Below are 19,974 nucleotides of genomic sequence, written 5' to 3' on the forward strand. Positions count from 1 at the left end.
TCGTTCTTCTTGGGTCAAGTGTTTATTGCGCATCGCGTTTCTTTCGACTGGCTGGTCTGAAGGACGCATGCTATATGCCCTTGGCCCACCCGTTTACTTAACGATGCAGTTTGTTCTTGAATCCGCGATTTGATTGGTTGGAAAAAATTCCGCCAGGCAACGGGTTTTGCGGCGCAGGCCGCATCGCTTGCGTGCTGATGCCGGCCTGATCGCCCCGCTTTAAACTCTGCCCATGCCTCCCATCCTTCAGCGCGCCACCTCCTTTGCCAGTGTGCAATTCCACCGCCTTGTCAGCCTGCTCAGCCAATACCCCGTCCGGGCCGCCCTGGCGCTTCCGGCGCTGATGCTGCTTTACGTGCTGGTGCTGATTCCGTTCACGCCGGGCATCGGCGACCTGCGCAAGGCCAAGTCCGAAACACCGTCGGTGCTGCTGGCGTCCAACGGCACGGTGCTGGCAGAGTACCGGCGCAGCAACCGGCGCTGGGTCACGCTGGACAAGATATCGCCGCATGTGGTCCATGCGCTGATCAGTACCGAAGACCACCGCTTCTACCAGCACCACGGCATCGACTTGCGTCGTACCGCCGGCGCGCTGGTGAGCACCTTGTCTGGCGAACTGCAGGGCGGCTCGACCATCACGCAGCAACTGGCGCGCAACCTGTATCCGGAGGAAATCGGCCGTGCCGCCACCATCACCCGCAAGGTCAAGGAAGCGATCACTGCGCTGAAGATCGAGGCGGTGTATTCCAAGGACGAAATCCTGGAAACCTACCTCAACACCGTGCCTTTCCTCTACAACGCTTTCGGCATCGAGATGGCGGCGCGCACCTACTTCGACAAGTCGGCCGACAAGCTCGACGTGCTGGAAAGCGCCACGCTGATCGGCATGCTCAAGGGCACCAGCTACTACAACCCGGTGCTCAACCCCGACCGCGCGCGCAAGCGCCGCAACCTGGTGCTGGGGCAGATGGCCAAGCATGGCAAGCTCGACCCGGCCCGGCTCGACGCGCTGGAAAAACGGCCGTTGCGGCTGGATTTCGAACGCCAGGTCGAACCCCTGGGCATCGCCCCCCACGTCGCCCAGCACCTGCGCAAATGGCTGATTGCCTGGGCCGACAGCAAGGGCTATGACATCCATGCCGACGGCCTGCGGGTGCGCACCACGATTGACGCCAACATCCAGAAGCTGGCCAACCAGGCGGTGGCGCGGCAGCTGGCGCAGTTGCAAAAGCTGGCGGACGGCCAGCGCAAGGCCGGCGCCGAGCGCGCCCTGCTGCAGGCCGGCTTCCTGGCGCTGGACCCGCGCAGCGGCGCGGTGCGGGCGTGGGTCGGCAGCCGGGATTTTGCGCAGGAGCAGTTCGACCACGTCAGCCAGGCGCGCCGCCAGCCCGGCTCGACCTTCAAGCCTTTCGTGTACGGCGCAGCCTTCATGCAGGGCCTGAGCCCGTCGTATGCCTTCATTGACCAGCCGGTCGCCATCTCGTCGGGTGGCGGTGACGTGTGGTCGCCCAGCGATGCCACGCCGCCCACCGGCCAGCCCACCACGCTGCGCGATGGCCTGGTGTATTCCAAGAACACCATCACCGCCCAGCTGGTGCAGAAAATCGGCCCGGCCAGCGTCGGCCAGCTGGCCCAGGCCCTGGGCGTGCGCCAGAGCAAGCTCGACCTGGTGCCTTCGCTCGCGCTGGGCACCAGTCCGGTCACGCTGCTGGAAATGGTCGCCGCCTACGGCAGCATCGCCAACGGCGGCCACTACCTGCTGCCGGTGCTGGTGGCCAGTGTCGAAGACCACCAGGGCAAACTGCTGGAAACCTTCGCACCGGTCAGGGAACCGTCGCCGGCGATGCCGCGCGCCGATTCCCTGACGCTGGTGGACGTGATGCGCGGCGTGATCGACCAGGGCACCGGCAGCGCGATTCGCCAGCGCTACGGCATTCAGGCCGACGTGGCCGGCAAGACCGGCACCACGCAGGACAACACTGACGGCTGGTTCATCATGATGAATCCGCAACTCGTGGCCGGCGCCCGGGTCGGCTTTAACGACAACAGCGCAACGATGGGCAACTGGGGGCAGGGCGCACGCAGCGCATTGCCCATGGTCGGCGAGGTGTTCCAGGGTGCGTTTCGCAACCGCTGGCTCGACCAGAACGCCGAGTTCGACATACCGCGCCGGCGGCCCACACCGCCGCCGGCGCCACCCCAGCAGCAGCAGCGCAACGATCCGCTGGCAGACATCGTCAATGGCCTGTTCGGCAAGATATTGAAGCAGCTCCAATAGCCGTCCCCGCAAGGTCCGTCCATGTCCTCCAGCGTTTCAAACGCGGCTCCGGCCATCAGCCCGGCCACGCGCCGCTCCATCCTGCTGCTGTCGTTTGCCACCTTCGCCAGCATGGCGGCGCAGCGCATCTGCGACGCCATGCTGCCCGAACTGTCGCGCGTGTTTGCCGTCGGGCTGGCGCAGGCGGCGCAGGTGGTGTCGGTATTTGCCATCACCTACGGCGCCGCGCAGCTTTTCTATGGCCCGCTGGGCGACCGCATCGGCAAGTTCCGCGTCATCACCTTTGCCACACTCGGTTGCAGCATTGGCAGCGCGCTGGCGGTGGCGGCCGGCACGCTGGACATGCTGGTGTTTGCGCGCCTGCTGATGGCGCTGGGCGCCGCCGCCCTGATTCCGCTGTCCATGGCCTGGGTCGGCGACGCGGTGCCCTCCGACCAGCTCCAGGAAATGCTGACGCGCACCGGGCTGGGCAGCACCCTGGGCATCGTCGGCGGCCAGCTGGTCGGCGGCGTGCTGACCGATGCGCTGGGCTGGCGTTGGGCCTTCGTGTTCATGACGGTGCTGTTCGGCGCGGTGGGTTCGCTGCTCTGGCGGGACCTGCGCCGTCAGCGCACGCCGGCCGCGACGGCCCAAGCCCCTGCCGGGGCGGCAGCGCTGCGCCATGGTTTCGTCACGCAGGCGGTGCTGATCGTGACCGGCCCCTGGTCGCGCATCATCTTGCTGATGGCGCTGGTCGAGGGCGCTGCGGGCTTTGGCGTGCTGGCGATATGGGCATCGCACCTGCACCGCTCGCTGGGCTTGTCGCTGTCGCTGGCTGGTGCCATCGTGGCGCTGTTCGGCCTGGGCGGCATGCTCTACATGGCGGTCGGTCGCCACCTGATTCGCCGTTTCGGCCAGCAGGGGCTGGTGCTGTTCGGTGGTGGCATTGTGGGCGTGTGCGCGCTGGTGCTGGCCTACACGCCGCACTGGGGGCCGGCGCTGCCGGCCAGCCTGCTGGCGGGCTTTGGCTTTTTCATGTTCCACAACACCATGCAGGCCAACGCCACGCAGATGGCGCCGCATGCGCGTGGCACGGCGGTGTCGCTGTTTTCCTCGTCCCTGTTCCTGGGCCAGTCGATCGGCGTGGTGCTGGCCGCCAGCCTGATCGACCGGATCGGAACCGGTGCGGTGATTGCACTGGGCGGCGCGGTGATGGCGCTGGAAGGGGTGTACTTTGCCTGGGTGCTGCGGCGGCGCGAGCGGCTGGCCAAAGGCTGATTCCGTTTGCCGATCAGTCCAACAGATCGTTGCTGGGCCTTGGCCGTTACCGCACTGGCTGCGGCTTCGCGTCTGATCTCGGATTGATCTGGCAACGCAAGGGCGCCAGCGCGCTGGCGAATATCTGTTTTAACCCAAACGCACAATTTAAGGCATCAAATATGCAGTTTGCGCAAAGCCCCCTTGCTTTTGCAGCTATGAATTAAATAGCTGCGTGCATTGCTTACCGGCGGCCCATTTCCGGTTCCGCAGCCAGCGTCAGGTCGTCTTCCGTCATGCTGGTGAAGTGGTCCAGCGCCGCTGCATGCAGCGGCGAGTCAACAGCGTTCACAACCCTGTCCAGTGCAGCGTAATGCGCCATGTGGCCGACGCCGGGTACGAGAAACAACTCGCTTTGCGGCAGTTCATCGTGCAGCCGGACCGAATGGGCTTGCGGATCAACGACCACGTCATCTTCTCCGGCAATCAGCGTGACCGGCAGGACGAGTTCGCCGTAGCGTTTCGACAGCGTATTGGCCGCAGGGACCATGAAGGCGGCATCCTCGGCATTGGCGCGCAGCTGCACGGGCCGCAGCATCATCTCGCGCGAAAGGGTCGGAAAGAAATTGTCAGGCAGCTCCCTGGGCACAAACATGCTCTGGGCCATTTTCCTGAGCATGAGCCGCCCCGAAATCGCCGTGACCGTGTAGCGCATCACATCGCCCACGACAGGCAGGGCGACCGGCGCGGTCAGCAGGGCATCGACGCGAAAGCTGGGGTAGAAGTAGCCGCCCACCAGCACCAGGCTGCGCACGTTTTGCGCATGCCTCAGCGCCATGGCCACCGCCACCATCGTGCCCATCGAATGGCCGACGACGACCGGCCGCTCGATGCCAAGGCGTTCCAGTGCGGCGCGGAGCAGGTCGGCTTGCGCGGATGGCGTCCAGAGCCGGTCGCGTGGCCGGCTGCTGTGGCCGAAACCGGGCCGGTCGAAGGCAATCACGCGGTGGTTGCGGGCCAGCCGATCCATCAGGCCGCTGGCAATGAAGTCCGCATGCGTCACGGTATTGCCGTGGATCAGCACGACCGGCGGGCCTTCGCCGCGCTCGACATAGTGCAGGTCAACGCCGTCAATGTCGATGAAGTCGCCGGCGGGCGGGTTGTCGCGCTCGGCACGGCGCGCGCGGGCTTCGACCCAGGCGGCGGTTGCAGCCGCGCCGACAACAGTGGCAATGGCAACCGCGCCGGAACGGGACAAGGTCAGGGGTTTCGTGCTGGAACTGAAACGGTTCATAAAAACTTTCAGGGGTATTGAAAAAAATTACGCCTTGCCGGAATGCAAAACTACAAAATAAAGATTAACGGGAATTGGCGTTTACCCGCGTGACAATGTGTTTTGTTACTACTCGAGCACGTGCCGCAAGCTGCCCAAAAAAAGCATGTGGCATGCCTCCAATGCGGCCTTTGCCTACGCCCGGGTGCGCCACGCGGATTTAATGTTCAGCCTTTGACAAATGAAAAGGAGAAAAAAATGGCGAATGACTTTCTGGGGCAGATCCTGGGCAGTGTGCTTGGCAATGCCAGGTCCGGCCAGCAACGCCCGGTGGGCGGCGGTGGACTCGGTGACCTGCTGGGCGGGCTGATGGGTGGCGGTGCAGGGAAGGCCGGTGGCGGCTCGGGTGGCCTGGGTGACTTGCTCGGCGGAATGTTGGGCGGCCGCGCGGGGCAGGGCGCAAACCGCCCCGGCGGATTGGACGGCAACGTGGCCGGCATGGGACAGGGCGGCACGGGCCTGGGCAACAAGGGCAGCGCGCTGATGCTGCTGCTGCTGCCGCTGGCGATGCAATGGGTGCAGCGCAATGGCGGCATTGGCGGGGTGCTGGAGCGATTCCAGAACAAGGGTTACAGCCAGCAGGCCGCCTCCTGGGTTTCAACGGGAGCAAACGAGGAACTGCAGCCGCAGGCGGTCAATGACGTGGTCGGCGCTGATGAGCTTTCCCGGCTGTCGCAGCAGCTGGGTGTCAGCCAGGAAGAAGTCTCCTCGGGCATGGCGCAAATCCTGCCTGAAATGATGAACCAGCTGACACCACAAGGCGGCGTGCCGGATGACGGCGACGAAGTGCTCAACCGTGGAACGTCGATGCTGGAGCAACTCATGAACGCTGCGCAGCGCCGCTGACGCTGTCGATTCACGGGGCGAAGTGCAAAAGCGTGCCGACCCGCGCCGCCCTAGAATCGCGGCCATGAAAACGCCTCTGCCCCGCTTCGAGCACTACGCCGCCTCCCTTGCCGGGCGGATGTCCCGCCTGACCCGGCGGGACTGGGTCTGGGGTGTGCTGGCCTTGCCTGTCCTGCTGATGCTTTACGCACTGGTCCAGCTTCCGTTCACGCCCAGCATTTCCGACCTGCGCAAGGCCAAGTCCGAAAAGGCGTCGGTGTTGATGACCTCCGACGGCCAGGAACTGGCTGTGTTCAGGCACGCGAATCGTGAATGGGTCAGTTTGGCCGGGATTTCGCCCAAGGTCATCGACGCGCTCATTGCCACCGAGGACCGGCGGTTTTACCAGCACCATGGCATGGACCTGAAGCGGACGGCTTCGGCGCTGTTTCAGACCGTCAGGGGCGATTTGCAAGGCGGCTCGACCATCACGCAGCAGCTGGCGCGCAACCTGTTCCCCGATGAAATCGGCCGTGCGGCCAGCCTGACGCGCAAAATCCGCGAAGCCATCACCGCCCTGAAGATCGAGTCGGTCTATTCCAAGGACGAGATACTGGAAACCTATCTCAACACGGTTCCTTTTCTCTACAACGCGCACGGCATCGAGATGGCGGCGCGCACCTATTTCGACAAGTCGGCCGGCCAGCTCGATGTGCTGGAAAGCGCCACGCTGGTGGGCATGCTCAAGGGCACCAGCTATTACAACCCGGTACAAAATCCCGAGCGGTCGGCGCAGCGCCGAAACACCGTGCTTGCGCAGATGGTGAAGACTGGCACGCTGCCAGAAGCCAGTCTGGCTGCCCTGCAGAAAAAGCCGCTCAAGATTGATTTCGAGCGGCAGACCGAGACGCTGGGTGCAGCGCCCCACCTGGCCCAGCAGCTCAAGCGCTGGCTGATTGAATGGGCCGACCGCAACAGCTACAACATGTATGCCGATGGACTGGTGGTGCGCACCACGGTCGATTCGCGCCTGCAGGATATGGCCAACAAGGCCGTGACACGCCAGGCTGACAGGCTGCAACGGCAAGCCAGCGCGGCGTGGAGCTTGAACACCGGCTGGAAGGCGAGACAAAACCTGGTGCAGTCTTTCGTGCGCGCCACGCCCGACTACAAGGCCGCGCTGGATTCGGGCCAGACGCCGGCACTGGCGCTGCAGCAACTGCTGGCTGACGCGGGTTTCATGCACAAGCTGCATGACAACAAGACGCGCCTGCAGGCCGGCTTCATGGCACTGGACCCGCGCAATGGGCAGGTGCGGGCCTGGGTCGGCAGCCGGGATTTTGCGCAGGACCAGTTCGACCATGTGCAACAGGCGCGGCGCCAGCCCGGTTCGACCTTCAAGCCTTTTGTCTATGGCGCGGCGTTCGAGGATGGCGCCAAGCCGAGCGATTCCTTGGTCGATCAGGTCGTGTCAATTTCGCTGGGCAATGGCGCTTTCTGGCGGCCCAGCGATGGTGGCGGCCCGAGCGGCTCCGCCATGAGCCTGCGCCAGGGACTGATGTATTCCAAGAACACCATCACCGCCCAGGTCATGCAGCAGGTCGGGCCTACCCATGTCGCTGCATTGGCCCGCTCCATGGGGGTGCGTGACAGCCGGCTGGAAGAAGTGCCATCGCTGGCGCTGGGAACCAGCCCCGTGACGTTGAAGGAAATGGTGACGGCCTACGGCACGATTGCCAACAACGGCAACTTCATCGAGCCGGTGCTGGTCACGCAAATTGAAGACCGCCACGGCAAAGTGCTGGAGGCATTTGCGCCAAAGACGCCCGAGATGGCCCTGCCCGCCGAAGTGGCGCAAACCCTGCTTGATACCCTGCGAGGCGTGATTGACCAGGGAACAGGCACCGGCATCCGCAGCCAGTTCGGCATTCAGGCCGATGTGGCGGGAAAGACCGGCACGACGCAGGACAATACCGACGGCTGGTTCATCCTGATGCATCCGCAACTGGTGGCAGGCGCCTGGGTCGGCTTCAACGACAACCGCATCACCATGGGCAATGCCTGGGGGCCAGGCGCCCGGAGTGCGCTGCCGATGGTGGGGGAATTCTTCCAGCAGGCCCTGCGGGCCAAGGTGCTGGACCCGGCGCTGCTGTTTGACGCGCCAAAATTCGGCGGTTCTGCCAGGCGGTGGAACACTCTGGACGGATCAGAAGAAGCCGAGACCCTGCCGGCAGAGGAAAGCGGCATGCAAAACGGTGACCTGTCGTCTCAAGGTGCCGTGCAGTCAGACCCTGTTTACAGGGACGACCGGCCCTACAGGCTTTATCGGGACGAGTCCGGCGCGATAACGCCTGAAAACCTGCCGCCCCCGCCCATGACTCGCTACCTCACGGTTCCGCCCCCCGCGCAAGACCGCCAGAGACTTCCGCTGGAAGGGCAGGCCATGCCCAGGGCGTATGAATTGTTGCCGCCCGAGAGACGCCGGCCGCGCCCTGAGGAGCTTGCGCCGCAAACCGTTCAAGGAGACCCTGATTACCCGGCCTTTCCCTACGGTGCCCAGCCTGTCCAGCGCTGAACGGTGGGCAGCCATGACATCCGGGGCTTGGCGTGCATTGGTTTTGGCCAATCAACATAATTTTTGAATCAAATAGGCCTCAGGCGCAGACATGGTGTGCGCCAGTAGCTATAAATACAGTAGCACGAAACGGTCGTGCAACTTTGGTATTGCGGAGAAACAGCCGGATGGTTTCGCCCTTCCCTTGGTTGCATTCAGTGCGCAATCAGTTGATACATCTGAAATCGGCCTGCTGGTTACCCTATTGCGGATGAGCTGGTGCACTGCGGATTCATAATCGCTGCTTTTCAAGCAGTTTGAAGCCCGTCCGCTTCCTGCCTCTTTGCACAGTTCATCAGGCCCTGCTCTAACCTGAAACACCTGGAAATACGGGTGATTTGAAAAATGAAAATATTAACAATCGTGTGCTGCTTGTGGTGCTGCACGTTGGCACAGGCCGGGACCGAGTGGTTCAACGTCGTGGGCGACGCGGCCGACGAAAGCGTCAACACCATCGAGGTTGACCCGACCCCGGTTTCCATCACGGCCGAGACACGGATCATGCGGGTGCGGGTAAGCCGTTCGCAAGACCGCGTCAACTGGGACGGCGTTCCCTACCGCTCACTTGTCGCGGACGTTCTCTTTGATTGTCCCCGCAGTTCGGCCCGCTACCTGTCGATAGACTATTACCGCCTGCCGGCCTGGAAGGGCGAGCCCTACCTGAGGCGGGTGTACTCGCAGATGGAACCGCGCATGATGCTGTTTCGCGATGTCGAGCCCAACCCCCACCAGCGAATCATCCGGGCCGCCTGCCGTACCTCGAACATCATCAACAACTGAAATGCCTGGAACAGGTCCTTTCTTTGGCCAGCGGAGGGCTGAAGACAGGCAACGTGCATCCAGCAACCCTCCGACCATGAAAAAAGCCTTATCAGCCACCGGCCTCGTCTATTCGACCGACGCCGGACGAATGTGTCCCGACTGCCGCCAGCCGGCATCGGCCTGCGTATGCGGTCTTGCAAAAGCGCTGCCCAGGTCGGACGGCGTGGCGCGCGTTTCCAGAAGCACCAAGGGCCGCGGTGGAAAGACCGTCACGCTGGTGAAGGGCCTGGCGCTCGGCGAGCCGGCGCTGGTGCAACTTGGCAAGCAGCTCAAGGCCGCTTGTGGCTCGGGCGGAACGGTCAAGGACGGGGTGATCGAAGTGCAGGGCGACCACTGCGAACAGGTGATGCAGGCACTGTCCAAACAGGGCTTTACCGCCAAAAGGGCAGGCGGCTGAAGATGAGTCCCGATGACCTCCCGCTGCTGTTGACGCGTGTCATGCCCTTCGGAAAATACAAGGGAACGCCGATTGCCGACCTTCCGGGCAACTACCTGAACTGGTTTGCCCGCGAAGGCTTCCCCAAAGGGGAAACTGGCCGCCTGCTGGCGTTGATGCAGGAAATCGACCACAACGGACTCTCGTCACTGCTGGATCCGCTGCGCAAGCGCTGAAGGCAGCCACGGACCCACTGACCGGCCAGTTGCGCCCGCGCGAACGGCTCGGGTGCCTATCGCTAGTGCAGCGGGCAGCTGCAGCCGGGTGCGTCGTCCTGTGTCGTTGCGGCCGATCGATCGAGCCTGGCGTTCATCGCGCCACCGTCGCCTCGACAATCGCGGCGAGTACTTTGCGCACGTTGTCTGCGGCGGGGCACTCGGGGGCGCCATGCCGGTGAATCAGCCAGGCCGGATCGTTGTAGCCGAGCCAGACCTGCCCGTCGGCGTCGGTCCAGATCAGGGCCTTCATCGGCAGGTCGATGCCGACGGTTGGCGCGCACTGCATCAGCGGCGTGCCGGCCTGTGGATTGCCGAAGATAACCACCTCGTTCGGACGCAGTGTCTGACCGATGCGCTGGGCCGCGGCCGCGTGGTCAATGCGCGCGGTAACGTTGAGGTTGCGCTGGCGCACCTGGGTTTCGAGGCGGCTCACCGTCTCAGCCTGGCTGTGCGAACTCTTCACGCTCACCATGCCGTGCGGGCCGTACGCACCCTGCGTTCCGGGGTAGCTCTGACCCAGGGCGCCACAGCCGGCCAGCAAAACCAGTGTGGCGAGTAACGAGCTCATGCGGGTGGGGGTCATGTGGATCTCCTGAAGTGGGGTGATGAAACCAAGTGCATAGGTTGAATGCTGGCTTGCTGTACGCCGCTGGCGTGTAGGCCGGTGGCAACTCCGCCGGAGCGAGGCCGATACAGTTCCTGCAAGTGGCCAGGCGTCAAGGCGCTGAGGGCGACATCCCACTGTAGCTCGCCATCGGCGATCCCGATCACGCGCGAGGCCAGCACAGGCAGCAGTTCGGGGTCGTGGACTACGCTGACGAGGGTACGTCCCGCTGGCTCCGTCAGCGCCAGCAGCGCGTCGCAGACCTGGCGCGTGGCGCTCGGGTCCAGCGCCGAGGTCGGCTCGTCGGCGAGAACCAGCCGCGGCTGCTGCAGCTGCAGGCGCGCCAGCGCGACCTTCTGCCGCTCGCCGCCGGACAGGCGATCAGCCCGCGTGCCCGCCCGCTCGCCCAGCGCCAGCGCCGACAGCGCCAGGTCCGCCTCGCGCGCCAGCGCCGGGGGGTACAGACGCAGCCAGCTACGCCAGGCGTCGATGCCGTGCAGCCGGGCCAGTGCGCCGATGATGACGTTTTCGCGGGCGCTAAGCCGTGGCACCAGGTGCAGGCCCTGCATCAGTAAACCGATTTCCTGCCGCGCCAGGTCATGCGCCGGACGCCCCAGCACCCGGACCTCGCCGGCCATGGCATCGATCAGGCCGGCCAGCAGGCGCAGCAGCGTGCTCTTGCCCGCACCGTTCGGACCGACGATGGCCACGCGCTCGCCGTGGCGCACCTCCAGCCGTGGCACGCTCAGCAAGGTACGGCCGGCGGCCTGCACCCGCACGTGTTCGAGCAGGACCGCGAAGGGGCCGTCGTCATGCGGCAGCGGGTTCGTAATGTTCACTGCAACGCCTCCCGGATGCGTCGCGACAGGGTGTCGAACGCCATGACCAGCGCCACCACCACCAGCAGGATGGTCGCCAGCCGGCTCCACTGGAACAGGCTCACCGCCTCGCTGATCAGCAGCCCGAGGCCGCCGGCACCAATCAGACCCAAAATGGTCGAGTCGCGGATGTTGAATTCCCACACGTACAGGTGGTGGCTGACAAACTGCGGCAGCACCGATGGCCACACACCGTGGAAGAAAACCTGCGCGGCAGAAGCCCCCGTCGCCCGAACCGCATCGATCGACCCCATGTCGAGCGCTTCGATGCTTTCGGCGAACAGCTTGCCGTAAGTGCCCATCGAGTGCAACGCAATGGCCAGAATGCCGGCGGTTGGACCGAGCCCGACGATGCCCACCAGCACCAGCCCGAACACCAGGGTGTGGATGGAACGCGCCACGTCGAGCACGCCCTTGGCCGCCCACGCCACAGCGCGGGGAGCGCGCAGGTTGCGCGCTGCCGCCATCGACAGCGGCAGGGCCAGCGCCGCCGCCAGTAAGGAGCCCAAGGTCGCGATCTGGAAGGTGGTCCAGGCAGCGCGCCCGAGGCCGGCGAGAAAGCTCGCCTCCACCTCGCGGCGGTTTTCCACGCGCAGCACCGTGCCGTCATCGCTGCGGTACTCCAGGCGCTCGGGGCCAAACCACACATCCAGAAAGCTCGGTCGTGAAAAGTCACCCAGGGACTTCAGGAGGTTGTCCCAGGGGTTGCGGCCCAGCGAGAGATCCCCGGCCGCCGCCAGCGTCCACAGGCAACCCAGCACCAGGGCGGCATATACCGCAGCCAGCGCCAGGAAGCCAAGGCGGCCACGCGCCTCCGAGGCGCTTGCCGAGACGATCACCGCACGCATCGCCTGCTCACTTGGCGCTCAGCGTGCCGGTGGCCAGGCCGGCGTCCCGGATCGGCTTGTAAAAGGCGTTGTCGGTGTTGACGAAGCCGGTGTAGTTGGCCGGCAGCAGCGTGGCTTGTGCCGTGAGCAACGGCCCCACTTCAACCAACGCGGCTTGCAGCCGGCGCACGAAAACCTTGTCCTGGAACAGCGCCGCGCTGACCGCCACGGCGTCGTTGGGCAGCGGCGCCGACTCCCAGATGATCTTGCTGCGGTCGGGGCGAATCAATCCTTGGTCGATCATCGCGGTGCGGTTGCGGTTGTAGTCGGCACCGGCGTCGATCTGCCCGGCCGTTACCTGGGTCTGGATCGCCTGATGCTTGGTGTAGACCACGCGGCCGAAGTGCTTTTCGGGATCGATCCCCTGCTGCATGAAGAAGTGCCGGGGAATCAGGTAGCCCGAAGTGGAGCCCTTGTCGCCGAACGCGAAGCTGCGGCCCTTGCCTTTGGGGCCGAGCAGATCGTGGATGCTATTCAATCCTGAGTCCGGGTGCGTGACGATCATCGCGAAGTATTCCGGCTTGCCCTGGTACAGGATGGTGGATACCACTTGCGCGTTGGCAAAGTGGTTGGCCAGCACGTAGCCCCAGGGGCCCATCAGGGCGATGTCGGTCTCGCCATTGGCCAGGCTCTTGGCCAGACCCTCCCAGCTGTCCACCGTGCGCAGTTCAACCGGGCGGCCCAGGCGTTGCGACAGATGCTGCGCCAACGGGCGGTAGGTGGCGTCGTTCTTCTCGCGGTCCGGCTGAAACATGCCCACGCCAAACTTCAGCGGTGTACCCTGTGCCCGGACCAGCGCGGGCAGGGTGAGGGCGGCGGCCGTGCCGGCGAGGCCGGTCAGGAGGTTGCGGCGTGAGTGGTTCATGGCGTGTCGCTTTCTAAGGCAGTTTAAGAAGAAATTGGAGGCATGGCAAAGCGCGCAATAAAACACCGGTCAATCTGGTCTTTCCGGCGCCAGGCCCAGGCCGAAGATCGCGCCCGCAGCCAAGGTCAGGATCATCGCACCGGGGATCGACAGAGCGGCCGCCGCCCCATAGATGGCGAAGAAGCCCACCGCCGTGGACAGCGGCTGGGCCTGGTGCCGGCTGTCCAGCGTGAGCAGCATCCCCGATGCCGAAGTGACGATAGACCAGCACTGCAGCGACTGCGGCGAGGCCGGCACCCATCCACGTCCCGGTTTGACGATCGGACGCATCAGCGTATGCGCGTGGGTGCGAACTTCAGCACCGACTCCTGCGGCTCGGACGGCTCCAACGCGCCACTGCAGCTGCTGCCCTGGCCGGCGGTGCAGCCGTAGCAGTGGTCTGCGATGCGGATGTCTTCGTCATCGGGGTCGTGCGTGAGCAGGTCGCGCAAGTGCGGGCGCTCGATGTCCCCAAGTCGGGCGTGCAGGCCCAGCATTTGGTTGAAGTCGCAGTCGTACAGGTCGCCCTGCCAGTCCACGCTGACCATGCTGCGGCACATCACCGTGTCCAGGTTCTCGGCCTCATAAGCGCCGCGCAGCAGCTGCATGTAGCTGGCGAAGGTGCCCTTGCTCACCAGCGTGCTGCCGAAGCGCTGCACCGGCATGTTGGTCAGCGCAAACAGGTGGTTAAAGCGGATGCTGAAGTGCTGAAGCAGCTCGCGCTTGTAGTCGGCGTGCAGCTCGCCCTGCGGCGGCGGCAGCGACGCACCTTGCGGGTTGTAGACAAGGTTCAGTACCAGGCTGCTGCCGTCCTGGCCGTAACCCAGTGCATTGAGCTGGCGCAAGCCGGCGATGCTGCGGTCGAACACGCCGTCGCCGCGCTGGCGGTCAACGTGGGCCGGCGAGTAGCATGGCAGGGAGGCCGTCACCTCCACGCCCTGCGCCGCGAGAAAGGCTGCGAGGTCGTCCTGCCCCGGTTCCGAGAGGATGGTAAGGTTGCAGCGGTCAATCACGCGCACACCCAGGGCGCGGGCGCCGCACACCAGTTCGCGGAAGTGCGGGCTCAACTCTGGCGCACCGCCGGTCAGGTCCAGTGTGGAGATGCCGCGCGCACGCAGTACCTCCAGCACCAGGCCCGCGTGCCCGGCGTCCATCATCTCGGTGCGCTGCGGACTGGCGGCCACGTGGCAGTGCAGGCAGCTCTGGTTGCATTTGTAGCCCAGGTTGACCTGCAGGGTGTCAAGCAAGCGTCGGCGGATCGGCGGGAAGTCGGTGGCAGCGAGCAGGGGGAGGGTGGCGTGCATGGTGTGGTGTTATTTTTAAGAGTGGTTCATTGGCTGGTGTTGAAGCGGCGCTTCACCGCTTCTCGCAGGCGGCCTGTTCGGTTACCCAGTGCAAGTCGGCAAATCCGGCGCGCGCCGTCTCGCCGGTGTTGTCGGTGTCGGCGGTGATAGCCAGCTGGACCGGCGTGGCCGATGCGCCGTAAAGCCGGACAATGTCGCGCCCGACGTCGCGCCGCTCCTGCACCCAGCCGCCCGCATCGGCTGCACCGCTGCGCAGCACGACCATGGTGGTGCGGTCGGTATAGGCATTGGGCCGCTCAGTGCCCACGGGCTGGCGGTTATCCCAGACATAGTTGATTGCCGCATCCGGCACCGAAGCCCCCCAGATCGAGCGGGCAATGCGCAGCTGCGTGCGCAGGCCCAGGCTTTTTTCGGCGTCGGGCAGGGCCAGGCTGACATAGAGCCGGGCCGCATAGTCATCACCACTGCGCTGCGTCAGGTCGGCCGACTTCAGCGGCGCGTCGACCCGCCAGCGCCAGCACAACACCGGCGTGCGTGCCAGGTCCACCATCACCGGCCGGGCCAGCAGCGACATGCTTGCGGATGACTGCACCTCCAGCGCGGCCACGCCGTCCCACTCTCGCACGGTAAACGTGTTGGGCTGAAGTTTGGTGCTCAGACGAACCTCTTGCCAGGGCGCCAGGCCGCGGTCGAAGCGGCCGACCCAGATCGGGCCTTCGCCGGGGCTTGCAAAGGCATTACTGGAAAGCGGCGTCGCGGCCATCAAAACCAGCAGCGCTGTAATGGATGAGTGTGAGTTTATGAACTTCATGATGTGTAGCTTTCATGTCGTTGGCGGAGAGGGTTTGGTTACAGCAGTGCAGAATGGCGCCTTTTGCACGGCTGCTGTAACCAAAGTACGATTTCCAACGACATGTCGGTTGACGAGACCCCCCATGACAACTTCGAACGCGACCTGAAACCGCTTTGGATCCTCGCCCAGCATGGCGACGAGGCCGCCTATCGTGAATCGCTGCAACGCATCGCGGGCCGGCTGCGTGCGTATCTGCGCCGCCGTCTGCAGGATTTGCCGGATGAAGTGGAGGACTTGGTGCAGGAAACCCTGCTGGCGCTGCATGTGCAACGGGGCACGTATGAAGAAACGGTGGTGGTCAGCGCGTGGGTGCTGGCGATTGCGCAACATAAGCTGGTGGACTTGTGGCGCCGGCGAGGGCGCCGTGACAAGTTACACGACGCGCTGGATGAGGTGGACGAGTCGGGCTTGGTGGCCCAACCATATGACGGTGAAGCGCAGCGGGATTTGAATAAGCTGCTTGAAGCGTTGCCGCGAGCACAACGGCAGGCCATCATACTGGTCAAAGTTGAGGGGCTTTCGGTTGCCGAGGCTGCCCAGCTTACAGGCGCCTCGGAATCGGCTATCAAAGTGCAGGTGCACCGCGGACTGAAGCGGCTGACCCAACTGGTGAGGAAAGACAGACGATGAAGACCGATGCATTGATCGACATGCTCGCGCGTGGCGCTGGTGCGGCGCCCCGTGCCGTGGCGCTGCGGCGGCTGGCACCTGCTGCGGTAGCCGGGCTTATGGCAAGCTCCCTGCTTGCAGTGGGTATATACGGGCCATTGCCTTCGTGGATGTTTGCTACCTCGGCCCCATGGATCAAGTTGGTGTACTCGGGATTGCTGGTGGCAGCGGCCTTGTGGCTTGCTGCCCGCGCAGCTTTGCCGGTGGTCCGCATGACTGGACCATGGCGGGCGGTGGGAATTGTCGTACTGGCCATGTTATTTGTGGGCGGAGCAGTGATGTTCTTCGGCATCGTTCCTGGCCAGCGTATGGAGTCGTTGATGGGTCAGACCTGGAGGCAATGCCCGTGGAATGTGCTGGTGCTGTCATTGCCGGCATTGGCGCTGATCTTGTGGGCAATGCGCGGCCTCGCCCCAACCCGACCGTGCCTGGCCGGCTTCGCTTCCGGACTGCTGGCCGGTGCGCTGGGCGCGTTTGGCTATTCCCTGTCGTGCCCTGAAGCTTCCCCGGCTTTTATCGCCGCTTGGTACTCGCTGGGGGTAGTGCTCACCGGGGCGGTGGGGGCGGCCTTTGGGCCCCGGCTGTTACGATGGTGATGTATTGGAAATGAAACAGTCTGCACGCCAACGAAAAAACGAACAGTGTTCACTGCCCGGGCTGGTGGCGATGGGATAGCAAATCTGGACCACGCTGTCTTTCACGATGACCCGGTCAACCAGAAGTTCGATCAATTGGCACTTTGGCGCGAAGCCGTCGCTCGCTAATGCACTCTGGACACCTGCACAGAACGCCTGAATGCTGATGGCAAGGCTGGCGATCTCGGTATGCACCCGAGCTCAACCCGGATGAGCATGTCTGGAATGAGTTGCGTGAGAAGTTCTTTCATAAACGCACTTTTCACAGTCTGAAATCGTTGGAAGACCAGCTGGAGCTGGCGCTCGGCACACTGGAGCTTGACCTCCCCGGCAGAGTCGGCTCCATCGTCTCGTAGACGTGGATTGTTGCCTCGCTTTTTAATTCATTTATGAATTAAAAATGGAATAAATTGATCAAAATCAATTCACCAGCACGATCGGCTCCAGCACATCACCTTGGGGAAGAACACGGCCGATGATGCCAGCGTTTTCGTAGCCCAACTCTCGCAGGGCAGCCACGCATGATTCAGCACGATCTGCTGGCACGCTGGCCAGCAGGCCGCCGGCAGTTTGCGGATCAAAGATCAGAGGGTAGCGCGGATGATTGATCCAGGCGGGCTGGTCGCGCAGGGCACGGCGCAGGCGCACGTTGGCCGGCTGCAGCGAGCTGACGATGCCCGCCGCCACCGTGTCAAGTGCCCCGTCGAGCATCGGGAGGGCCGACAAGCTGATCTCAGCGTCCACCCCGGACGATTTAGTCATTTCCACCAGATGCCCCAGCAGGCCAAAACCGGTTAGGTCGGTACAGGCAGTGGCGCGGTGCGCCCGCAGACATTGCGCACCGAGCCGGTTGGACTGCATCATGGACTGCAGGGCAGCGTCAATCCAGCGGCCGCGCGCTTGCAAGCGGGCGTGGGCCGCAAACAGCGTGCCGGTGCCTATGGGCTTGGTCAGGATCAGTACGTCGCCGCTTTGCATGCCGCCCTTGCGCGTCAAGTGGGCCAGGTTGTCGTCAATCAGCCCGTTGATGGCAAAGCCCAGCGCCAGTTCGTGTCCCTCGCCAGTGTGGCCGCCCACCAGGGCACAGCCGGCTTCGTTGAGCACTTCCACCGCGCCGGTCATCATCTGAAACAGCACATCTTCCACCTTGGCTTCTAGACCTGGCGGCACGGTGGCAATGGCGGTGGCAGACTGTGCCTCGCCGCCCATGGCAAAGATGTCGCCCAGTGCATGGTTGGCGGCGATTTTTCCAAAGATGTAGGGGTCGTCCACAAAGGATCGGAAGAAGTCCACCGAGTGCATCATGGCTTTACCCGGTGGCACCCGCACCACGGCGGCATCGTCGGGTGAGTGCAGGCCTACCAGCACGTCATCGCGCTCGACAATGTGCAGGTTGCCTAGTGCGCGTGTGAGCACGCTGGCCCCCACCTTGGCACCACAGCCACCGCAGCGCATGGCAATTGCGGAAATTGCCTGCATGGACTCTTCTTGGTTTAGCGCCAGCCCCGAGCCAGCAGCGCCAATGGCGGGTACTGCGTGCGAGCTCATCGATTCAAAATCGGAAAACTTGCGCATGAAGCGCCGGTCAATCCAGTCTTTCCAAAGCCAGACCCACTGCCCTGCAAAGCCCAACGTGCCACGCGAAGCCACGGCATAACGGTCGCCGGTGCTTATCAGCGCCAGCCAGCTGCTTTGAGGGTGGTAGGGTTTAAGTTTTTTGCCCGCCACGCTCAGGCGCAAATTGTCGGCCAGCGGTCGCCCTTGGCGCACTGCAAACACGCCCGCCTTGGGCAGCGGATAATTTTCCATGGTGGCAATGTCACCAGCCGCGAAGACAAGGGGGTCGCTGATACTTTGCAGGCAGTCGTTAACGACCAGGAAGCCATTGACATCGAGCGCCAGCCCGGTATCTTGCAGCCAAGGCGCACCGCCGGCTTGGGTGACCCACATGATCTCGTCGGCCTGCACGACCTGGCCGTTGGCGCACACCAGCCGGTTTGCCTCAACCTGAATGACTTCGCTGCCCAGGTGCACCATTACGCCGCGCTCGGCCAGCACACGCATGAAGTGCTGTCGCACCCTTGGGTTGTGGGTGGGCAAGATGGTCGGTTCTGCGCCCAGCAGATGAAATTGAAGCAGGTCAGCATCCCGACCCAAGGCTTTGAATTCGCGCAGCAGGCGGTATTGCATGGCCAGCAGCAGCTCCACGCCGCCAGCACCTGCGCCCACCACGGCCACACGCAAAACACCCTGAGAGTGTTGCTGCACCCTGCCAAGTAAGGCCAGCCAGCGCTGGTTGAACTGATGTATGGGTTTGACGGGCACAACATGCTGCTGCGCGCCAGGCACTCCTGCAAGCTGCGGTGTCGAGCCAATATTAATGGATAGTCGGTCATAGGGCACTGGCGGGCGGTTGCGGCACAGTACTTGTCTTCCAGCACGATCGAGCCCCATAACCTCATCGCGGTACAGCCGGGCACCGGCAAACACCGCCAATCGGCTCAGGTCTATGTGGACTGCGTCATAGTCGTAGTGCCCGGCGACATAGCCTGGCAGCATGCCCGAATAAGGGGTATGCACGTCGGTACAGATCAGGGTCAAACGCAAGCCGGGTTCCGGCTGCATGGCAAAGCGCTTGAGCACGCCCACGTGGCTATGACCACCGCCTACCAAAATAATGTCACGGGCGATCGCTTGCGTTTGTGGTTTCATCAAGTGATTGTGTACGATGAAATGCCCGGAAGCTTAATTGCGCTGCATGCAAACAGGTTGTGACAGGTTCTGAAAGAGAGGTGGCTCCGGATATTCAGACAGCGCGATAAGTGTGGAAACTGCTCCTTGAAGGCGAGTCTATCGCCTGTGAAAACAGGAGCAAAAATGTCCAAGATAATCTGCCGCACGCACTCAGCCGTATTTAAGGCCAAGGTGGCCATGGCCGCTTTGAAGGGCGACAAAATGCTGGCCGAGTTGGCGCAGCAATTTGACGTTCACCCCCACCAGATCAGCGACTTGAAGAATCAGTTTCTCAAGGGGGCAGCCGACCGGTTTGGGGGCGATCATCGCAGCGCCGAGCCTGTGATCGATCTGGAGGCGTTGCACGCCCGGATCGATCAGCTGACGTATGGAGAATGATTTTTTGGAAGGCGCGCTCACCAAGATCGGCTTGCTGAGCGCAAAGCGATGATCAATCATGACCTTGCGGTGAAGCGGCAAGCCCGGACCGTGAAAATCGCTTGAAGCTCGGCGTGCTACGCGCCGCGTCCGGTGAGCGATGCTGACAATACGGTGTTGTAGCGTTTATTCCTGAATTTAAAGATGGAGCGCGTTTGGCAGAAAGACGATGCCAATCGCGCAGAAGCCATTACCGACATTGCAGACTACATCGTTAAATTTCATAACGCTGTGCGTCTGCATTCAACCCAAATCTGGGCAACTTTTCACCCATTGCTTTCGAGCATCAATCAGCATCCTTCAAACT

At 63.5% G+C, this 19,974-nt stretch carries 19 protein-coding genes and 2 pseudogenes; 11 read left to right on the forward strand and 10 right to left on the reverse strand.

Annotated elements, in window-relative coordinates; translation table 11 throughout:
• Positions 1-232 precede the first annotated feature (232 nt).
• Together IWX85_RS09790 and IWX85_RS09795 are read left to right on the forward strand one after the other, a co-directional pair.
• Positions 233-2,278, forward strand: coding sequence for a penicillin-binding protein 1A (locus IWX85_RS09790; protein ID WP_196869607.1), 2,046 nt, complete (start codon positions 233-235; stop codon positions 2,276-2,278).
• Between the two features lie 21 nt (positions 2,279-2,299).
• Positions 2,300-3,535 carry an MFS transporter gene (locus IWX85_RS09795; protein ID WP_036804487.1) on the forward strand — a complete coding sequence of 412 codons (1,236 nt, stop codon included), beginning with the start codon at positions 2,300-2,302 and terminating at the stop codon, positions 3,533-3,535.
• A gap of 223 nt (positions 3,536-3,758) precedes the next feature.
• Here the strand turns inward: IWX85_RS09795 and IWX85_RS09800 are convergent, their stop codons facing one another.
• Positions 3,759-4,808, reverse strand: a complete 1,050-nt coding sequence (locus tag IWX85_RS09800; protein WP_081932322.1) for an alpha/beta fold hydrolase — start codon at positions 4,806-4,808, stop codon at positions 3,759-3,761.
• 237 nt (positions 4,809-5,045) lie between these two features.
• Between IWX85_RS09800 and IWX85_RS09805 the strand changes: the two genes are divergently transcribed.
• The 5 genes from IWX85_RS09805 (at position 5,046) to IWX85_RS09825 (ending at position 9,720) form a co-directional block, all read left to right on the forward strand.
• Positions 5,046-5,693, forward strand: coding sequence for a YidB family protein (locus tag IWX85_RS09805; RefSeq protein WP_036812103.1), 648 nt, complete (start codon positions 5,046-5,048; stop codon positions 5,691-5,693).
• Positions 5,694-5,757: 64 nt separating this feature from the next.
• Positions 5,758-8,247 (forward strand): transglycosylase domain-containing protein, encoded by a 2,490-nt coding sequence (locus tag IWX85_RS09810; protein WP_196869608.1) that lies wholly within the window; start codon positions 5,758-5,760, stop codon positions 8,245-8,247.
• Positions 8,248-8,631: 384 nt separating this feature from the next.
• Complete coding sequence (locus tag IWX85_RS09815) at positions 8,632-9,066, forward strand: surface-adhesin E family protein (protein WP_036804485.1); 435 nt, start codon at positions 8,632-8,634, stop codon at positions 9,064-9,066.
• Between the two features lie 76 nt (positions 9,067-9,142).
• Entirely contained in the window at positions 9,143-9,505 is a 363-nt protein-coding gene (locus IWX85_RS09820) for a translation initiation factor Sui1 (RefSeq protein ID WP_196869609.1), read from the forward strand.
• A 2-nt stretch (positions 9,506-9,507) separates the two neighbouring features.
• Positions 9,508-9,720 (forward strand): DUF3820 family protein, encoded by a 213-nt coding sequence (locus IWX85_RS09825; RefSeq protein WP_036804481.1) that lies wholly within the window; start codon positions 9,508-9,510, stop codon positions 9,718-9,720.
• 133 nt (positions 9,721-9,853) lie between these two features.
• Here IWX85_RS09825 and IWX85_RS09830 read toward each other — a convergent pair whose 3' ends face one another.
• The 7 genes from IWX85_RS09830 to IWX85_RS09860 all read right to left on the reverse strand — a co-directional run bounded on the left by IWX85_RS09830 (position 9,854) and on the right by IWX85_RS09860 (position 15,150).
• Positions 9,854-10,330, reverse strand: coding sequence for a DUF302 domain-containing protein (locus tag IWX85_RS09830; protein ID WP_196869610.1), 477 nt, complete (start codon positions 10,328-10,330; stop codon positions 9,854-9,856).
• A gap of 11 nt (positions 10,331-10,341) precedes the next feature.
• Positions 10,342-11,205, reverse strand: coding sequence for an ATP-binding cassette domain-containing protein (locus tag IWX85_RS09835; protein ID WP_196869611.1), 864 nt, complete (start codon positions 11,203-11,205; stop codon positions 10,342-10,344).
• Positions 11,202-12,092, reverse strand: a complete 891-nt coding sequence (phnE, locus tag IWX85_RS09840) for a phosphonate ABC transporter, permease protein PhnE (RefSeq protein WP_196869612.1) — start codon at positions 12,090-12,092, stop codon at positions 11,202-11,204. Before phnE ends, IWX85_RS09835 begins: the two co-directional genes overlap by 4 nt.
• A gap of 7 nt (positions 12,093-12,099) precedes the next feature.
• Positions 12,100-12,996 carry a phosphate/phosphite/phosphonate ABC transporter substrate-binding protein gene (locus IWX85_RS09845; RefSeq protein WP_036804465.1) on the reverse strand — a complete coding sequence of 299 codons (897 nt, stop codon included), beginning with the start codon at positions 12,994-12,996 and terminating at the stop codon, positions 12,100-12,102.
• Positions 12,997-13,065: 69 nt separating this feature from the next.
• The gene (locus tag IWX85_RS20415) at positions 13,066-13,326 is read right to left on the reverse strand and encodes a hypothetical protein (protein ID WP_231379666.1); all 261 of its coding nucleotides are present in this window, start codon (positions 13,324-13,326) and stop codon (positions 13,066-13,068) included.
• Entirely contained in the window at positions 13,326-14,339 is a 1,014-nt protein-coding gene (arsS, locus tag IWX85_RS09855; protein ID WP_196869613.1) for an arsenosugar biosynthesis radical SAM (seleno)protein ArsS, read from the reverse strand. The genes IWX85_RS20415 and arsS overlap by 1 nt, the downstream gene beginning before the upstream one ends.
• A 52-nt stretch (positions 14,340-14,391) precedes the next feature.
• Positions 14,392-15,150 carry a DUF3047 domain-containing protein gene (locus IWX85_RS09860; RefSeq protein ID WP_231379667.1) on the reverse strand — a complete coding sequence of 253 codons (759 nt, stop codon included), beginning with the start codon at positions 15,148-15,150 and terminating at the stop codon, positions 14,392-14,394.
• A 102-nt stretch (positions 15,151-15,252) separates the two neighbouring features.
• Between IWX85_RS09860 and IWX85_RS09865 the strand changes: the two genes are divergently transcribed.
• Positions 15,253-15,822, forward strand: a complete 570-nt coding sequence (locus tag IWX85_RS09865) for a sigma-70 family RNA polymerase sigma factor (RefSeq protein WP_196869614.1) — start codon at positions 15,253-15,255, stop codon at positions 15,820-15,822.
• The gene (locus IWX85_RS09870) at positions 15,819-16,457 is read left to right on the forward strand and encodes an NrsF family protein (protein ID WP_196869615.1); all 639 of its coding nucleotides are present in this window, start codon (positions 15,819-15,821) and stop codon (positions 16,455-16,457) included. Before IWX85_RS09865 ends, IWX85_RS09870 begins: the two co-directional genes overlap by 4 nt.
• Here the strand turns inward: IWX85_RS09870 and IWX85_RS20420 are convergent.
• Positions 16,446-16,691, reverse strand: a complete 246-nt coding sequence (locus IWX85_RS20420; RefSeq protein ID WP_231379668.1) for a hypothetical protein — start codon at positions 16,689-16,691, stop codon at positions 16,446-16,448. The two genes, IWX85_RS09870 and IWX85_RS20420, sit on opposite strands and share 12 nt — an antisense overlap.
• A 225-nt stretch (positions 16,692-16,916) precedes the next feature.
• Entirely contained in the window at positions 16,917-19,208 is a 2,292-nt protein-coding gene (gene selD, locus IWX85_RS09880) for a selenide, water dikinase SelD (RefSeq protein WP_196869616.1), read from the reverse strand.
• Positions 19,209-19,373: 165 nt separating this feature from the next.
• On the opposite strand from selD, the pseudogene IWX85_RS20950 reads away from it, so the two are divergent.
• A pseudogene (locus tag IWX85_RS20950) lies at positions 19,374-19,730 on the forward strand (transposase); the annotation flags it as partial.
• A 60-nt stretch (positions 19,731-19,790) separates the two neighbouring features.
• Positions 19,791-19,913 (forward strand): annotated as a pseudogene (locus IWX85_RS20955) (IS3 family transposase); the annotation flags it as partial.
• Positions 19,914-19,974 lie beyond the last annotated feature (61 nt).

Source organism: Polaromonas sp. CG_9.11, assembly GCF_015752225.1.
Lineage (GTDB): Bacteria > Pseudomonadota > Gammaproteobacteria > Burkholderiales > Burkholderiaceae_C > Polaromonas.

What these genes read in the sequence shown, in the direction of transcription:
- IWX85_RS09790 (WP_196869607.1), top strand. Translation starts at nt 233, where the DNA reads ATGCCTCCCATCCTTCAGCGCGCCACCTCCTTTGCCAGTGTGCAATTC.
- IWX85_RS09795 (WP_036804487.1), top strand. Translation starts at nt 2,300, where the DNA reads ATGTCCTCCAGCGTTTCAAACGCGGCTCCGGCCATCAGCCCGGCCACG.
- IWX85_RS09800 (WP_081932322.1), bottom strand. Translation starts at nt 4,808, where the DNA reads ATGAACCGTTTCAGTTCCAGCACGAAACCCCTGACCTTGTCCCGTTCC.
- IWX85_RS09805 (WP_036812103.1), top strand. Translation starts at nt 5,046, where the DNA reads ATGGCGAATGACTTTCTGGGGCAGATCCTGGGCAGTGTGCTTGGCAAT.
- IWX85_RS09810 (WP_196869608.1), top strand. Translation starts at nt 5,758, where the DNA reads ATGAAAACGCCTCTGCCCCGCTTCGAGCACTACGCCGCCTCCCTTGCC.
- IWX85_RS09815 (WP_036804485.1), top strand. Translation starts at nt 8,632, where the DNA reads ATGAAAATATTAACAATCGTGTGCTGCTTGTGGTGCTGCACGTTGGCA.
- IWX85_RS09820 (WP_196869609.1), top strand. Translation starts at nt 9,143, where the DNA reads ATGAAAAAAGCCTTATCAGCCACCGGCCTCGTCTATTCGACCGACGCC.
- IWX85_RS09825 (WP_036804481.1), top strand. Translation starts at nt 9,508, where the DNA reads ATGAGTCCCGATGACCTCCCGCTGCTGTTGACGCGTGTCATGCCCTTC.
- IWX85_RS09830 (WP_196869610.1), bottom strand. Translation starts at nt 10,330, where the DNA reads ATGAGCTCGTTACTCGCCACACTGGTTTTGCTGGCCGGCTGTGGCGCC.
- phnE (WP_196869612.1), bottom strand. Translation starts at nt 12,092, where the DNA reads ATGCGTGCGGTGATCGTCTCGGCAAGCGCCTCGGAGGCGCGTGGCCGC.
- IWX85_RS09845 (WP_036804465.1), bottom strand. Translation starts at nt 12,996, where the DNA reads ATGAACCACTCACGCCGCAACCTCCTGACCGGCCTCGCCGGCACGGCC.
- IWX85_RS20415 (WP_231379666.1), bottom strand. Translation starts at nt 13,326, where the DNA reads ATGCGTCCGATCGTCAAACCGGGACGTGGATGGGTGCCGGCCTCGCCG.
- arsS (WP_196869613.1), bottom strand. Translation starts at nt 14,339, where the DNA reads ATGCACGCCACCCTCCCCCTGCTCGCTGCCACCGACTTCCCGCCGATC.
- IWX85_RS09860 (WP_231379667.1), bottom strand. Translation starts at nt 15,150, where the DNA reads ATGAAGTTCATAAACTCACACTCATCCATTACAGCGCTGCTGGTTTTG.
- IWX85_RS09865 (WP_196869614.1), top strand. Translation starts at nt 15,253, where the DNA reads ATGTCGGTTGACGAGACCCCCCATGACAACTTCGAACGCGACCTGAAA.
- IWX85_RS09870 (WP_196869615.1), top strand. Translation starts at nt 15,819, where the DNA reads ATGAAGACCGATGCATTGATCGACATGCTCGCGCGTGGCGCTGGTGCG.
- selD (WP_196869616.1), bottom strand. Translation starts at nt 19,208, where the DNA reads ATGAAACCACAAACGCAAGCGATCGCCCGTGACATTATTTTGGTAGGC.